General features: G+C 49.0%; 16 protein-coding genes. 6 read left to right on the top strand and 10 right to left on the bottom strand.

Annotated features, from left to right (window positions below):
- Positions 1-26: 26 nt before the first annotated feature.
- The 5 genes from JC200_RS14830 to JC200_RS14815 form a co-directional block, all read right to left on the bottom strand.
- Entirely contained in the window at positions 27-1124 is a 1098-nt protein-coding gene (locus JC200_RS14830) for a response regulator (protein WP_274432455.1), read from the bottom strand.
- Positions 1117-4236, bottom strand: coding sequence for an ATP-binding protein (locus JC200_RS14825; RefSeq protein WP_274432454.1), 3120 nt, complete (start codon positions 4234-4236; stop codon positions 1117-1119). The genes JC200_RS14830 and JC200_RS14825 overlap by 8 nt, the downstream gene beginning before the upstream one ends.
- A gap of 549 nt (positions 4237-4785) precedes the next feature.
- Positions 4786-5019 (bottom strand): chorismate mutase, encoded by a 234-nt coding sequence (locus tag JC200_RS24485; protein ID WP_443111825.1) that lies wholly within the window; start codon positions 5017-5019, stop codon positions 4786-4788.
- A gap of 16 nt (positions 5020-5035) precedes the next feature.
- The gene (locus tag JC200_RS14820; RefSeq protein WP_274432453.1) at positions 5036-6421 is read right to left on the bottom strand and encodes an MFS transporter; all 1386 of its coding nucleotides are present in this window, start codon (positions 6419-6421) and stop codon (positions 5036-5038) included.
- A 458-nt stretch (positions 6422-6879) separates the two neighbouring features.
- On the bottom strand, positions 6880-7683 hold the full coding sequence (locus tag JC200_RS14815; protein WP_274432452.1) for a PP2C family serine/threonine-protein phosphatase: 804 nt from the start codon (positions 7681-7683) through the stop codon (positions 6880-6882).
- Positions 7684-8179: 496 nt separating this feature from the next.
- On the opposite strand from JC200_RS14815, the gene JC200_RS14810 reads away from it, so the two are divergent.
- The 3 genes from JC200_RS14810 to JC200_RS14800 all read left to right on the top strand — a co-directional run bounded on the left by JC200_RS14810 (position 8180) and on the right by JC200_RS14800 (position 10301).
- Positions 8180-8752, top strand: a complete 573-nt coding sequence (locus tag JC200_RS14810) for a hypothetical protein (RefSeq protein ID WP_274432451.1) — start codon at positions 8180-8182, stop codon at positions 8750-8752.
- A gap of 177 nt (positions 8753-8929) precedes the next feature.
- Positions 8930-9496: a TetR/AcrR family transcriptional regulator gene (locus JC200_RS14805; RefSeq protein ID WP_274432450.1), complete on the top strand. Its 567-nt coding sequence runs from the start codon at positions 8930-8932 to the stop codon at positions 9494-9496.
- A 7-nt stretch (positions 9497-9503) separates the two neighbouring features.
- A complete protein-coding gene (locus tag JC200_RS14800; protein WP_274432449.1) occupies positions 9504-10301 on the top strand; it encodes an SDR family NAD(P)-dependent oxidoreductase in 798 nt (265 codons plus the stop codon).
- Positions 10302-10428: 127 nt separating this feature from the next.
- Here the strand turns inward: JC200_RS14800 and JC200_RS14795 are convergent, their stop codons facing one another.
- The gene (locus JC200_RS14795) at positions 10429-10701 is read right to left on the bottom strand and encodes a hypothetical protein (protein ID WP_274432448.1); all 273 of its coding nucleotides are present in this window, start codon (positions 10699-10701) and stop codon (positions 10429-10431) included.
- A gap of 36 nt (positions 10702-10737) precedes the next feature.
- Positions 10738-11265 (bottom strand): hypothetical protein, encoded by a 528-nt coding sequence (locus JC200_RS14790; protein ID WP_274432447.1) that lies wholly within the window; start codon positions 11263-11265, stop codon positions 10738-10740.
- A 378-nt stretch (positions 11266-11643) separates the two neighbouring features.
- Here JC200_RS14790 and JC200_RS14785 point away from each other — a divergent pair, with 378 nt between their 5' ends.
- From JC200_RS14785 to JC200_RS14775, 3 genes are read left to right on the top strand one after another with little or no spacing between them, the layout of a single operon-like run.
- Positions 11644-11916, top strand: coding sequence for a type II toxin-antitoxin system HicA family toxin (locus JC200_RS14785; RefSeq protein ID WP_338000217.1), 273 nt, complete (start codon positions 11644-11646; stop codon positions 11914-11916).
- Between the two features lie 48 nt (positions 11917-11964).
- Entirely contained in the window at positions 11965-12129 is a 165-nt protein-coding gene (locus tag JC200_RS14780; RefSeq protein ID WP_274436564.1) for a type II toxin-antitoxin system HicB family antitoxin, read from the top strand.
- A complete protein-coding gene (locus JC200_RS14775; protein WP_274432446.1) occupies positions 12130-12288 on the top strand; it encodes a hypothetical protein in 159 nt (52 codons plus the stop codon).
- A gap of 543 nt (positions 12289-12831) precedes the next feature.
- Here JC200_RS14775 and JC200_RS14770 read toward each other — a convergent pair.
- The 3 genes from JC200_RS14770 to JC200_RS14760 form a co-directional block, all read right to left on the bottom strand.
- Positions 12832-13530 (bottom strand): ABC transporter permease, encoded by a 699-nt coding sequence (locus JC200_RS14770; RefSeq protein ID WP_274432445.1) that lies wholly within the window; start codon positions 13528-13530, stop codon positions 12832-12834.
- Complete coding sequence (locus tag JC200_RS14765; RefSeq protein WP_274436563.1) at positions 13523-14446, bottom strand: ATP-binding cassette domain-containing protein; 924 nt, start codon at positions 14444-14446, stop codon at positions 13523-13525. Before JC200_RS14765 ends, JC200_RS14770 begins: the two co-directional genes overlap by 8 nt.
- 82 nt (positions 14447-14528) lie before the next feature.
- Entirely contained in the window at positions 14529-15470 is a 942-nt protein-coding gene (locus JC200_RS14760) for a sensor histidine kinase (protein WP_274432444.1), read from the bottom strand.
- Between the last annotated feature and the right edge of the window lies 1 nt (position 15471).

Raw genomic sequence — 15471 nt, 5'->3', positions numbered from 1 at the left:
ACCGCGTTTCGTGTAAAAGATAAAATTTATTCGCGAGGGAGCATATTCCTAATCAAGTCTGACGGTTCTATCCCATACTCTGCTTTTAATTTGCTTCTGAGTACTTCATATTGTTCGATGGCAGCCACCCGGTCGTTGATTAGCATATAGGCATGAATTAGTTTGCCATGAATCGTCTCGTTTACAGGCGTAATTCTCAGCGCTTCTTTGAGTATCGCGATGGCTGAGGTGATGTCCCGTTCTGCAAGGTACTCGTCGTGTACTTGTAGCAGGGCAGACAGATACCTTTCCTCAAGGTCTTGTCTTGCTGCTTCTGCCCAAAGCCAGCCTTCCCCTTCGAGGTACCCCCCCTGATAAAGACTTACGAGTTTCGTCGCAAATGCCGATGATTTCATTCTATCCCCTTTACTAAGTGCCAGTGCGCTCAATTCGTAGTAATCACAGTCAATCCGACTTGTATCCACCCAGTACAGTCCGCTCTCATGGTGTATTAACCCTGGGAAACCCGCACTATCCATACTTCTCCGGAGATAATACAGGGTCGTGTGGAAGTGCGCTGTTGCTCTGTCCCCGTCCAGATGCTCCCAAACAGCATCCAATATCATCTGTCGCCTCACTGCCTGCCCACGATGATGGACCAGAAAGGCGAACAGTTCTTCCGCCTTGGATGTACGCCACCTAAAAATGCTGTTGTCACCCATGTCCAGAAATACACGAAAGCCCCCTAGACAGATTACCTTGAGCCTTGCCTTCTCTTCCTCACTATTTTCCTTGGTAATCCGGCTCAGAGTTTTCAAAAGTCGCTCTCGTCGTACGGGCTTAAGCAGGTAGTCGAGAGCGTTAAGTTCAAAGGCTTCAATTGCATATTCGTTATACGCTGTCACAAACACAATTTGAGTCGTGGGCTCCACGCTGAGGAGTTGGTCTGCTAGGGCTAATCCATCTATACCAGGCATCTCGATGTCTAGAAAAAAGACGTCAGGTCTTGTCTCTGACAAGGCTAACAGCGCTTCAGCTGGGTGGGAAAAGGTACCGAGCACTTCCACCACGCCACTTTGCTGCAACATGCGCGACAGTCTTTCCAGAGCCAGCGGTTCATCATCAACAAGGACGGCCCTAATCATCCTGAGGCTCCCATGGAATTGTGACAACCACTGTCGTGCCAATCCCTAGCGTACTTGTGATTGACAAGCCTTTGCCGTACAGTCTTTTGAGGCGTTGGTCTACATTTCTCAGACCCACGCCTTTCCCTGCCGCTGCGCTAAGGACTTCGTTCACCTGCACATCACTCATCCCCATACCATTATCGGACACACGGATCATAAGCGTCTCGTCCTCTCTCTTCACAGAGACCGTCACGCGACCTCCATTCACCCGAGTCTTGAGGCCATGCTTTACTGCATTCTCCACGAGGGGCTGCAAAATCAATGGAGGAATCAAGAAGTGTAGTCCGTCTTCAATGTTGTACTCTACTGTCAATCGATCGCCAAATCTTGCCTTCTCCACGTTTACGTAGGCGTAAATGTACTCCAACTCTTGCTCCAGTGGAACCAGTTTCTCCAAGTTACGGAAGTCAAAGCGACTTCTCAGATACAGAGCTAATTCATCTGTGACGTCGCGCGCGCTGTCTGGGTCCGTGTCACACAACGCAGAAATGGTGTTTAAAGCATTATATAAAAAGTGAGGTTTAATCTGCGCGTGTAGAAAGGCGATTTCATTTTCGACGACCGCGCGCGCCAACCCTTTCATAGTGAGCAGTGTTTCTACCCGGGCTCGTATCTCCCTCGATTCAAAAGGTTTTACGATAAAATCGTTCCCTCCCACTTCGAACGCACGTTCCATGTCTTCTGCCGTATTTCGAACTGTCAAGAACAACACCGGCAGTTCAATCATGGAAAACGTTTGCCTAATCACGCGGCACACCTCGTAACCTGAGATGTCCGGTAACATCACATCCAAAAGGACAAGCTCAGGTTTGTGCTTCGATATTTGACGCAAAGCCGATCGCCCAGACGAAGCAGTCACAACCTTGTAATCGTGACCTTCAAACAAGCCTGATAAGACTTCCAAATTAACAACCTCATCATCGACCGCCAGTATGACCGGTCCACCGCCTTGAGCGTAATCGCTTGTCTGCAATGTCACCGACGCCTGCCGGTTTGTTACATGCATTCCTTGCTGTAGCAGGTTCTCAGCAAGGACGGCCATATCAACATCTACCGCCGGTAGCCGACAGGTGAACCGCGCCCCCTTCCCTACTTCACTCCACGCCAAGAACAGTTCCCCTCCCATGGCTTGCACCAATTGCCGGGATATGTGAAGTCCCAATCCGATTCCTGCATCATCAGTCAGTGCATCGACATCACTTCGTTCGTAAGGGCTAAATAGCACTTGCTGTTTTGGGGGTGAAATTCCCATTCCCGTATCTTCAACCGAAATGTAAACAGCCCTGTCCTTGTGTTCGGAAGTAACAAGAATCGAACCCGTTGCCGTATGTTTAATGCTGTTGTGGATTAGGTTCGTTAAAACTTGAATCAACCGACCTTCATCGGCTTTCACGAATTCAGCTCCGTCGCCGATTTGATGCATCATTTGCAAGTTCTTCGCCTGAACTTGATCGACAAACAAGTCTTCAATTAACGACAGACACGACCGCAAATCGACGACAGTTAAATGAACATCCAGACGTCCTTCTCGGATTCGCGCCAGATCCATGATGTCGTTGACCGTCCTCGACATCCGTCTCGCCGTTGTCTGGACCAGTCTCAATTTTTGCATCTGAGTGTCGGGTGCAGATTCATTGACTTGCGTGGAAAATTTCTCCATCACAGCCTGCAGGATATTTACGATTCCATGAAGTGGAGTTTTCAACTCGTGTGCCGTTTGGATGAAAAAGTCATCTTTCAAACGATCCATGACTTTCAGTTTCTCCGTAGCAGTCTCCATGCGAGAGTATGAATGGTAATAGCGAAGCGCCAAAACAGACCACATGATGCCAGCGAAAAGAACTCGAGTGATGTCCGTAATGACATTGTTGTCCACAAGTGTGTTCAGATAGGACACGTTATTTAAGTCTATGACTATTAAACTTAGCACCGCTAAAATGTAGAGGCGAATCTCCCCCAGTTGAAACGGGCCATAGCGCCTTCTCCCGTACGCGATCAACAGCGTGATCAAAATGCCAACAAGTGTCATCAATCCAAGTCCCATCAGAAAGTGAATCACTTCACCCCTCGCCATGACGTGCACAGGAAGGATGGCCGTGGCCACAACATAGCCTAGAAAAAGGCCGCTCGGAACAATCAGTAGGCGACGAAAACGGGACGGTTTCAGAATCCATCCGAAGTACTGAAGGATGAGCAAAGACATAGCCGCAGGAAGAATGATTTTTAGCTTCCAATACAGCCCGTATGGGAGAGACGGGACAAGTTTATATACAATATTGGCGCCCTCGAAAGGGATCTCAGCAGAGAAAGCCAGAAAGAAGACACCCAGCACGAGCAGGTCATAGTATTTTCTATAGCGATTTCGCCTGAGCGACCATAATAAAGCGAAGTAATAAACGCCAAACAGCCCAATGATGGACATTGCGGCAAAGTCCATCCCGTCATTGAAAAAGGTCATTCGTTCGATCTGTTGGCTCGTTCCGAGAACAATGGGGCTGACAATGCCTGTCCGATAAAAGTCGTAATTCGCAACCTGGATGACCAAAGTGATGCGTCCATGGGACGGATGAAAAAATATCTCCTGTGGCTTATCTCCCGGCCTGTACGCACTTCTTGAGACTCCCGGTACACCAGACTGATAGACGAGCTTTCCGTTGATGAATACCCTGCTGGAAGTCTGAATGCTTCCCAGCATCATTCCCATCGACAAATCACTGGAGTTCAGGTCAACTGTTACTCGGTAAGTCCCGTATCCCCACGGACTTGATCCCGACGGTCTGCCCCAATTCAAGCCCACACGGGGGACTTCTAAAAAGGAGTACTTCGACTGGCCTGAAGTTATTTTGCGGGCGTCAACGAATTGGGACGGATAGTACACCCACTGGCCATTCAGCAATAAAACCCCTTGTTTGGAGAAATTCCATTTGCCTGCATCCAGTACACCCTGATGTGCGATGGGCATAGCATTGCTCGGACTATAGTCGACATAGAACAACAGACCGATTACGATAACCAACAGGGTAAAGACAAGTATGAATTTGTCCTTGGCCAATCCAACGAGTTGTCTCATAGATAGACAATACCAATTACTCCATACGGATATCTACATGGGCCTCGATGATTCTGCCACCGATGAAAGCCATCGAGGGAGTACAACCATAGACCTCAACCGCCTACACTTTCCTGAAAAAAAGGTAATATACGATAGCAAACGCCATGACGATACCGATGTTAACAAAGAGTCGGGCCATGAAGTGATGTCTTAGGAACAGTATATCGACACTCAAAATCACGGCGATCAGCAGCACGATGAATAGCACACGAGACAGATTGCCTGTCATTTCATGCCCTCCCTCACAGATTCCACCGCCGCGCTCCGTGATCTCCATGATATTGTATGCCTGTGTTCGCTAACATGAAAGTCAATCATCTGTCCAGTCATAGCCTCTTTGTAAAAGCATTGTTCCTCGCCTAACCATGCTTCCCAAGCCAGTAACCGATTGGATTTTGGTACTCAGTAGCTTCTTGAACCGCTCTTCTAGACCAACGGTGTTGCTGCGACTACTGTCATCAACGTAATACCTTCCTGTTTGAACACGAAACGGACTGGGGAGTTAACTCAATCCCCCAGTCCTGCAGCGCTCAATCCAAAATCGTCTGCTAGTTGACGATAGTTATTCTGAACCACAGTCGCCCGATCAGGCTGGAGCACCGGAGACGACATTTGCTTTTTTCGAGTTGCAATTTCTTTCGACAACTCGAGCCGCTTGGCCATGCAGCGGATTAACTCCACGTCGGTCTCGTCGATCCTAGACCGTAGCCGACTAAGGATTGGATCAACGAATGGAATCACCTCCCAGGAGAAGCAACTATACTGCAGGATCAGAGGGCGCAGGTGCCAATGTCTCCCTAGCCGTGACCACGTTGAGCGACTTGCCGGTTGCCCGCCTCGTAAACATCGTCAGCAGGCTGCCAATGACAATTGTCGCTCCCATGAAAACGAATGCGCCAGTGAATCCAGCATGACCGTCTACCATTAATACGAGCGGGGCTGCGATTGCTCCGCCGAAGTGTCCAATACCGTCAGTGGCAGCGACAGCAGAACTGCGTCCGCTCGTAGGGAAGTGTTCTGCCGTCAGTGGATAAGCGGCAATAAAGAAGCTAGGGATAGCAATGCTTTGAATGAAGCCTAGTACCATGATCTCTGTGCCAGAGGTAGTGAATCCGATTAGGGCGGTAAACACACCGTAAATCAGACCAAAGCCAACGGCAAGAAATTTACGCTCCACACGGTCCGCCAGCAGTAGTGATACCACCAATCCGACAAGATAGCCCAGACTTGTGATGCTCTCAAATCCGATACTGTTTGACAAGCTATAACCTCTTTGCACAAGCAGCGTCGTCGACAAACCGAGGAAGCCATATGTTCCAACGTACATCCAGCACCAAACGACGAGAATGAGAATGAGATAACCCAGATAGCGCGGATGTAGGAGGTGTTTGAGTGGGAATCCCGCAGCCCTTGGTTCCTCAGGGAGCGCCACTACTTTGGGGAGTTCTTGCCCGATTTTCCTTCGGGCAACTTGCTCGGCTGCGGCGACGATTTTTTCCGCCTCGTTAAGTCGGCCCTTGCCAACCAGCCAGCGTGGGGATTCAACGATGTACCGGGTCCCGATGAGCCCTGCAATTCCACCAAACGCCCCGATAAACAAGAGCCCCCTCCATCCCCATGTGTAATGTGGCACAAGCCACAGAGCAGCAAACGGAACGACTGCAGAGGCGAAGTAGGCACAGGAGGTCGCGACGGCGGTGTATCTGCCGCGCAACTTGGCAGGAGATAGTTCGCTGAGATAGGTCGTCACCTGGGCAATCATGGCACCATCTCCAAGACCAACAACAAACCGCCCAAACACAATCCAGGAAACACTCGACGTAAATGCGGTAATGAGTGACCCAATTGTAAATAGGAACATCGCGGCAATCACACTCCGCTTGCGCCCGAATGAGTCGCTGAACACACTGATGACGAGTGCTCCGACAATGTATCCCCAAAGATTCCAATTGATTGCGATGGCCACGTGCGATATCGGCGTATGTAACTGACTTGAAATGGATGGCAGTGCAAATCCCATGTTCACAATGTCGAAAAACGCAAAGAAATAGCCTGCACCAATTAGCAGCAACAGCACTTTTCCATACGGCCAAACGGGGATACGTTCCAGTCTAGCCAACGGGTCAGCCGTTTCATTTGACATTATCTCTTTCCTCCTCAATTGGTGGTTGAGTTCCTCAAAGTGCGCGACTGAAGGCGTTTGCAAACGCTACCGTTGAATTAGGCCGCGAGTTTAGCGTACGCACTGAAATAAGCCACTACAGGACTCACTGTTTGCAAGAAAAATATAACATTTCACATTAATCAGAAAAATACACGCAACAGAGAAACATTCACTTGGAAATTCATCAATTTTTACGATTGAACTAGGGCGTTAGATATGCTAGCAGGTCGCGGCATAACAATAGGGTGCGATAGTCAATCTTGAAAACGATTGACGGGTATATGCACGTATTACAGTGGTGTGAGAAGGTGATGGAGACGATGAAACGCTATTCGTCCCGAGTGCTTATATAAATCATCGCTTCGGACGGATTCGCCTGACGGCGAACGCCTTATGTCCCCATAGCTAAAGCTAGCCATGACTCCAGTCCTACATGTTCATACGTCCGATGGCACCTGTCCAACGTCGTTGCATCTCCGATTCCAGGCAATGACTGTCGCGCTATCTCTTCCTTGTGAAGTGTGGATGACGTCCAGTAACTCGCGAACCTGAATTCCGATGTCTTCTGAACTAAACATCATGTCGTACACGTGCTTTGGACTCGCAAATGGACTGTCCTTAAACTCCAGTACTCCGTCTGTCAAAGCGAGTATGATGTTTCTTCCCTGACGCAGCGATTTTACGCCTGCACTGTAGCACGGAATTGGCTGATTAAATGTGTTGACTTGTCCAACCCATTCGAAAAAGCTTCTCTGATTTACTGCGTACTGACCTAACCGTGCATAATCTTCGTTCAGAAGGTACAATGCACAGTCCCCGACATTTAACCACCACAGATACCCTCCCCGACGCGCAAATGTCAGGCAGGAACACTCGCCTTGAACTGACGAAGTGTCGAGGGTACACAAGGATTCCCGGATGTACTCATGAAGGTGTTGAAAGACGTCTGGTGTCGCCGAGTTTAGAATTTCCATGATATCGCTCTTGCAAAGTGCGAAGTGATTTAGCACGAGTTGAACACTTTCAGACGTGTTGTGACCGTCCAATATCACTGCGAACTCCCAGTCTGCATCAGTATCGGACCATATCAAGGCACCGTCCTCATTCTTGTGTGCGCCTGTGCTGGAATTGCCACCGTATATCCCCAGTACAACTGGACCAGAAAATTTCACCGTTGGTTGATCGATCAAGGTCTCCATTGCGCCTGCCCACTTGATTTCGGCTACGCTATTCCCACTCATTAGCTATATCCTTGTTAAAGTTACCGTGACAAACTATGATCCCGACGGACATCCCCACGCCTGACCCTCCCCTGTTACTCGGCATTTCAACGCGCGTGCGACGTATGGCTCATTGTCCGGATGCGCAATCGGCCACGCCGAACTTACAGTTTTTTGAATGAAATAAAATAGACAATAACAAACACAACGATGAATAGCACGCGAAACAGCTTGACCAACTTCTCGTTCTTGGACATTTCCTGAATCCCACTTTAAGTAATTTTCTAAATTATACCACTCACATGATCGCAAATCCGCACTTCACGTTTCATATCGTACAAACGGTGCAATCTCACGTCATAGCCAGGATGTAAACATTCACCACGAGGGGAGGCGATGCAGAACGCTGCACGACAGGTCGCGTCGGAAATGTGCCAATCGGCCGAGTAATGTCGGAACCCCAGATGTCACATCATTTGGGTTCTTCGCATACCTGTAGCCCGTGGAGGAATGCGCCATGAATGTGCTTGTGTTGTACGACACTAGTGACTTTGGCATCTTGCCGGAGACGCGTCTTACAATAGGTTTTTCTGAACCTGTGCTGAAGAATTTCAGCTTTGTCACTTTGCCAGTGCAAAAAATTCCGCCACGTAATCGAGATCAAGTCATTCGCGAGTACATCGATAAGACTGACTTCATTTCCGTAGGCGTCGGAACCTATACATTTATGCGTCCGTGGATGCACTTTACCGCTGTTTATGGATTCACGAAAAATCGGCCTATGATGGCAGGCAACAACGCGTTCGTTCCAGACGGTTGGAGTCACGAAATCGTGAATGGTCCGAATCCGTTTTCTCGGGTAAAGTGGCAAATACAAGGCCAAAACATCCGATTGTACGTGTTAGACAACGTTCTGGACGTAATTTGGCAACCTCGGGCCGTTATTCCTCGCAAGTCCGTGCGATATAGATTTGAGGGAGATACGGGATTGCTCTCTGAAATCGCCCCGATGTACGACTGGGTACCCGGAAACGTGCAGGACAACCTATTCAATTGGGTAAACACGTCAATATGGCTGGCTGGCTTATGAGTTTTCGGTCTAACCAAGTCAGCCACTTTGCCGACACCCAGGACGAGTGAACGGGTTAGTATGTTGTTGCCCATTCTCACTAATGTTTAACTGTCCTCAAATGAACCAAAGCTTAGTATTGACTAACTAAACACTCTTTTATAGTATGTGGGTAATCCAGATTGGAGCGAACGAAATATGGCGAGACCACGAAGCGACGACAAGCGCAGTGCAATTATTATAGCAGCGACCCGCGTAATCTCATCCCATGGCTTGGGCGCATCGACAGCTATGATTGCTAAGGAAGCGGGCGTCTCGAACGGATCCTTATTCACCTACTTCGAAACCAAGGCCGAATTATATAATCGACTCTATGTGGAGCTTAAGGAGGAGATAGCTGAGGTTGCTTTAGGGGGACTCGCCGTCGAGAGCGGCATCCGCGAACAAATGCTCCATGTATGGTCACGTTGGGGCCATTGGGCCGTTTCCTTCCCCGAGAAACAACGGGCCCTCGTACAGTTGACCGCATCAGACGATATCACTCCAGAAAACCATCAGGCAGTTGATGCTGCATTCGCAGGAATCAGCCAGCTGATTGAACAGAGTAGGGCAAACGGCCCTATGCGTGATACTCCACTGAAATTCATCGCCGCACTCATGAGTGGATTGGCTGAAGCCACAATCGGTTTCATGATCGACGACCCAGCGAACGCAGAAACACATTGTATCAGAGGATTTGAGGCGTTTTGGCGAATGCTTACGTGATACCTGTATGGTTGATGAAGTTGTGTTGTCTTTGCATCAAGTAAAAAACGAGAGGGAGATTGCTATGAAAGCACTCATCACAGGCGCAAATAAAGGAATCGGTTTTGAAATCGCTCGAAGTCTTGGAAAGCGTGGCTACGACGTTCTCGTCGGGGCGCGGGATGCAAACCGAGGGCAAGCAGCAGCCGAAAAACTTGCCGCAGAAGGCATATCAGCAACGTTCATCAAGATTGATTTGAATGATCTGGATAGCTTGCACACAGCGGGTACAGTGATTGATTCTCTCGATATGTTGGTCAATAATGCTGGAATTCCTGATAGTGTAAAGTCGGGGCGCCCGGCGCTTGACCTCACAAAGCACACATTTGACTATGCAACTGAAGATTTGCGTACGACAATGGAAACAAATTTTCTCGGCACACACGAACTCATGAAAAGTCTGCTGCCAGTACTGACAGACAACGCGAAAATCGTCAACATCACCGTGCCGATTTCTCCGACCGACTTTTGGCACCCACTCGCTTACATCACGAGCAAGGCAGCACTTAACGTGATGACGCTGACTTACGCTCACGAGTTTAAAAAAATGGGTAGTCACCGCCAGATTTTCGGCATTATGCCTGGCGCTGTCGCAACCGAATTGAACGGCCTAGAACCCGGTGGACTCGGTGGCTTTGTCAAATCTCCCGAAGCGGCAGGGCAGATGAGTGCCGACATTATCCTCTGCGACAGGAATCAAAATGGGCAAATTATACAGTACGATGGAAAGATCATTACAGATTATGAGGTTCAGCTGAGAGACTAGACCGTGAAGCTCTGCCAGTGTTAAGGCTTCGACTAGCAACTTTAGTTACTTAGCGAATTTCACGGCGATGGTATGGGTATTCGGTGTAGTGCAACAACGTATCCAAAGGCACGGTTTGCCGTGACCCTCACTTGCGTTGCGGCCGAACTGCCTTCAACTCGGGGTACAACGCGACGATGAATCCTACAGTGTCCGCGCCCAACATCGCCAGCCCTGTCCAGACCAACGCAGGTAGCTCTGCTGTGTATCCGACAAACGCCACAACTACTCCCAGCAGGAACACGACAAGTACACAGCAGCGAGCCTTCCACGCGATCGGTCGAGGAGACTTCACCATCATCATTACGACAGCCACCGCTAGCCCGACCGCCATTATGGCAACCGCCATTTCAATAAACACAGGACTTCCCCTCCCGCATTTCTGTCAGACGGCCAGTCACCGAGCTGCCTTCAGCGCTCCAGGAATGTTGAAATAGTCAGTGATAGCAATGGTCTGGCTGGTGCTAGCAACCATTGCGCGGTCAGCCGCCCACATCAGTGCCACCAACGCTGCGCCGGCGGCGAGGACTGCCCCCGCAGGCGCAGCGAACACAGCCAGTACGATGCACCCCGCGGCTGCACCAACAGCAATACCGGCTTCATCTTCACCCAGATTCACATTGGAAACATCGGTGAAGTACCTCCCCAGTGCCATCCCATTCTTCGCTGTCTGTATGGTCTTGAAGGAGAAGGTTTTCCCGTCGGCGAGGCCTAGTGTCACATGCCACTGGTTCAGCCTCCCCCCAAATTCGATCACCTCATCGTGCCAGAAAGAGTCCGCCATCGTGACCACGGGTCCCGTCACCTTCGGAGTGACATCAGACCCAACTGTGCCCTGTGCCAGTGCAGTCGGAAGCCCCGCACTCGCCACCACCAACGCGATGGCCACGAGCACTGTACCCATCTTCATTCTGTGCACCCGCACAACCAATCCCCTCCTCTACGGTGCTCGGGAGTCCGCACCTAGAACTACCTGCCTCAGCAACGGCAGTCTGGTGTGCTACTTGACACTCTAGTTAAGCGAGTGCTGAATGACGGCTTTCTAAACCGGGATGAGTCAAGATTGCCAACGACATGTTCAATTGTGGCTTTATCCGTGATGGTGGTTGTTTTGCCGGAATGACCATTCAAAATGGTGTCTTACTGGTACGCGATGGCTGTATGTTGGTGATTGAGACTGAAGCCTTGCATGTAGTTTTTTCAACTCACGTGCCCGTTGGCTAAGTAGAGCATAACACATTGAGAAGATCCCGGATTATATTTGGCCCAGTTTGACGTCATGCGGCACTGGTAACTAGTTTTCATCAAAAGCCATTCGTCCCGAGACCTTATACAAATCATCACAGCGGACGGATGGTACTTCGTCAGAGCCGCAGGTGACCAGCACCAATACAAGCATCCAACGAAACCAGGCAAAGTCACTATAACCCACTCTGTGAAAGATGTACCAATTGGGACGGTTCGAAGTATATTCAAGCACGCTGGACTGCAGCCCCGCGATAACGGATTCACCTCTAATACTCGCCTGCCCGGCGGAAAGGGCAAAGGACCGATATGTGTACCCGGCAATCTTTGATTATGCTGATGATGGCATCTCAATCGAGTTTCCGACCTTTCCGGTTGTCTGCCGTGTGCCAGCACAACTGAGGAGGCAGTAAAGAACGCTCGTGAAGCCATGGCACTTCACCTCTACGGTATGGAGCAAGATGGCGATCCGATTTCGGAGCCAACGCCAATCCACAAACTGCGAGTTGCTGAGAATCAAGCCATCGTTCTGGTTGAGGTGTGAATGCCACCTTTTCGCGACGAAATAGAGCAGAGGGCTGTCAAAACGACGTTGACCATTCCGAAGTGGCTTGACGACTTGGCCGTTGACCAGCATGTGAACTTCTCACACCTGCTCCAGGATGCGTTGAAACAGTACCTCGGCGTGAGGGACCGAGTATGAAAATCATCTCAGAAGTTAACCGAGGGTCGGTAGTAATTCTTTAGCACGTAGGTGTTTGCGGTCGGGAGAACATTCCTGACCTCGCACTCCGAAATAGCAGAGATGCAATGATGTATTACGCCAAAGCGAGGCGTCAAGTGTAGTTGATTTCAAATTCATGCCGCACTCTGCTACAGTTTGCGCTTTACTTCCGGTACAGCGCATCATATCCCCACACACGCCTAAAGCATTTTCATTTCCTCTAAATCTGACCAGTTCCAAAGATAATGATCCAAAAACACTTAGATAAAGGGACTTAGGAGCGGAAACGTCCCACGCGAATGTCTGCGGGACTGTCAGTCGTCCCTATTCTTACCTTCGTCTTTTCGTAAACCAAAACCCGAATAAAGCCAGTATCGCCAAACCTGCATCACCCAACAGGTTCGTCAGGTCACCTCGGTTTCCAGTCCCCAAATATAACAGTATGTTTAAGAGAGTCGAAGCTACGCATAGCAACAATGTCCATCTAACCACTTGCGTTAACATCCAAACCGTCACCTCCCCTTACGACTTCAGAACATCCACATGTTCAATGTTGCGAATGGACAGGTAACCAATCACGGCGCCAAGAATTGCTAAACTTATGGGTACTGCGATGATGGAGTATAGGGTAACTCCGCCGATGTTTTGGCAGACGAGTGCCGCAACGAGGACCGATGATGTGATGGTCGTCGCGACGGAATGTTTGCGCATGCCAAAATACAGCGGGATCAAACTTAAGAAGCTAGTTGCTAAAGCGTTCGTGAGAACCACGATGAAAAACCTCTCTGCAACGGACCACGTCAGCAAGCCTGGAATCACACCTTCCACGTGATTCAATGTCGCGAAGGCTGCAGCAACCAATAAGCAACTCGCAATGTTCCCGATTAAAGTAAACACTATGACGACACTCAACTTCGCGACCATCACCATTTGGCGATTGATGGGATACGTAAACATCACCGTAATCGTTTTGTTGCGAAACTCGTCAATGACGAGCCGTGAGATGATGACCGCTGCGAGTACGACATACATCGCTCGAACGAGCGTCTCTATGACCGAAAATACCGAATCATAACCCAATAAGGGCACAGATTGTCTCATCTGAACATTGATACTCAAACCACTTACTAGGATAAAAATCAGGATAGTCCCTATGACCGCCGCCCGAGTGTACGGTCTAATGTCAAACTTGCGCAGTTCAAGTCTCACGAGCTTAGGCATCGCCGCTACCTCCACTTAGGATGTCCAGAAAGTAATCTTCCAGCGACCCTCGTTTTTTATGCGCTGACTCAATCGGCACCCCGTGCATGACCAACGACTTCATAACCTCGCTTTGAGGTACGCTGCGATCGTAGATGCGTAACCGCCCATCATCCACGACTCGAATATTTGACAAATTCAAATCATTATCGAGTACGTACGCTGCTTGATTGACTTCGTCGGTCTGAATTTCTATATAGTCCGCCGTTTGCCCTGCGACATACTCCATGGAGACCTCCTGAATCAACGCTCCGTTATTCATCACAGCAATGGTGTCGGCTATCAGTTCAATTTCACCAAGAATATGGCTCGAGATAAGAATCGTAGTGCCGTACTCTTTGCATAGCATCTTAAATAGATCTCGGAAATCTTTGATGCCTAACGGATCAAGACCGTTCATGGGTTCATCGAGAATGAGTAGCTCTGGCTTCGTTAAGATTGCCCGTGCAATTCCAAGACGTTGCTTCATCCCGAGCGAAAATTCCTTCACAGGTTTGTTTTTGCTACCCTCTAATTTCACTAACTCTAACGATTCAGGAATCGATCGTTTATTGTAGTAACCCATGTATTCGCGATGCAAATCCAGGTTTTCAAAAGCGGTAAGCCTTTCGTAGAAGATTGGGTATTCTATGATGGTGCCCATTCTGCCCATCTGCCTGTATGATAGGTCGGTCAGTCGTTCACCGAAAACTTCAATCTCACCCGACGTTGGTTTCACCAAGTGGGTGAGCATCTTCATGACTGTTGTCTTACCCGCTCCATTCGGACCCAACAATCCGTAGATTTCTCCCTTCTTAATGTTTAAGTTGACACCGGAAACCACTTCCTTGCCTCTGTAAGTCCGGGTCAATTGCTTCGTTCTTACCGCATACACGATGTTCTTTACCTCCTTTGCTCTTTGTAAATTGTATTCTAGAACGCGAAGTTCTCTTTTTTCTTATCCAATCACTAAAAATTCCTTAAGTCGTAAAGGAGATACGTTTTAGTCGAATTGTGAACACTGTTTTATCGTACGGCTTGCTGTCGATGTGTATTGTCCCGCCCTGCGCTTCCACAAGTCGTTTCGTAATGGTCAGCCCAAGTCCGCTTCCCTGATACGCTTTATTGCGAGAATCCTCTAGCGTATACATTCGCTCGAACACCCTATCTTGATACAACTCATCAATCCCCTTCCCGCGGTCCCAGACGTCGACGAACAGAAACTCGCCATCACTTCGCAATGTCAATCCGACTACCATTCCCTCCGCACCATGCTGGACTGCATTCGCGATCAAGTTTGTTAAGACTCGATCCAACGCCTCTTCGTTGCCCCACGCATAGATTGGTTGGTGTGGAATCTCGATGGTTACGCCGAAACCCCTGACGGTAAGCGTATCGTAGAAGCTAAGGATATTTCTTTCACAAATTTCGTTCATATGAATAGGCGAAAGTGGGACTGCCTGGTCCCCTGACTCGATTCTTGCCAGGTCGAAAAACCGACGAACCAGATTTAGTACATCCTGCGCTTTGCCATACACTTTAGACAGCAAGAGTTTACGTTCTTCCTCGTTCATGTCCGGATCTAAAGTGATGGCCTCGAGATAGCCGAGCACCACTGTAAGAGGAGTTTTTAAATCGTGAGATATATTGGATAGCATCTTCCGCATCGATTGTTCCATCCTCACGAAGTTGGCAGCTTCTTGCTGATGATGTTCGAGCAATTGATTAACGTCTTTCAAAATGGGAATCAGTTGGTCATCTGATGTAAAGGCGAGGAGTTTCTCTTGAGTGTCACTCGAAATGATGTCAGTCAACCGCTTGTGAATATGGTCGAGCAAGGCACTTCTTGTCCGATAAGCGTGGTATTGGATTCCAATCACAACAGAGAACGCTATAACAACCAGAGCGAGTACAATTAACATG

Origin of the sequence: Alicyclobacillus sp. ALC3 (assembly GCF_028751195.1) — a bacterium.
GTDB lineage: Bacteria > Bacillota > Bacilli > Alicyclobacillales > Alicyclobacillaceae > Alicyclobacillus_L.
Note: the sequence above shows the minus strand (reverse complement) of the source record. Positions and strands in the feature narration are given on the sequence as shown.

Excerpts from the sequence above, each read along its gene's own strand:
- JC200_RS14760 (WP_274432444.1), bottom strand. The coding sequence starts at position 15,470 with ATGTTAATTGTACTCGCTCTGGTTGTTATAGCGTTCTCTGTTGTGATT.
- JC200_RS14820 (WP_274432453.1), bottom strand. The coding sequence starts at position 6,421 with ATGTCAAATGAAACGGCTGACCCGTTGGCTAGACTGGAACGTATCCCC.
- JC200_RS14815 (WP_274432452.1), bottom strand. The coding sequence starts at position 7,683 with ATGAGTGGGAATAGCGTAGCCGAAATCAAGTGGGCAGGCGCAATGGAG.
- JC200_RS14825 (WP_274432454.1), bottom strand. The coding sequence starts at position 4,236 with ATGAGACAACTCGTTGGATTGGCCAAGGACAAATTCATACTTGTCTTT.
- JC200_RS14770 (WP_274432445.1), bottom strand. The coding sequence starts at position 13,530 with ATGCCTAAGCTCGTGAGACTTGAACTGCGCAAGTTTGACATTAGACCG.
- JC200_RS14775 (WP_274432446.1), top strand. The coding sequence starts at position 12,130 with ATGCCACCTTTTCGCGACGAAATAGAGCAGAGGGCTGTCAAAACGACG.
- JC200_RS14805 (WP_274432450.1), top strand. The coding sequence starts at position 8,930 with ATGGCGAGACCACGAAGCGACGACAAGCGCAGTGCAATTATTATAGCA.
- JC200_RS14810 (WP_274432451.1), top strand. The coding sequence starts at position 8,180 with ATGAATGTGCTTGTGTTGTACGACACTAGTGACTTTGGCATCTTGCCG.
- JC200_RS14800 (WP_274432449.1), top strand. The coding sequence starts at position 9,504 with ATGGTTGATGAAGTTGTGTTGTCTTTGCATCAAGTAAAAAACGAGAGG.
- JC200_RS14830 (WP_274432455.1), bottom strand. The coding sequence starts at position 1,124 with ATGATTAGGGCCGTCCTTGTTGATGATGAACCGCTGGCTCTGGAAAGA.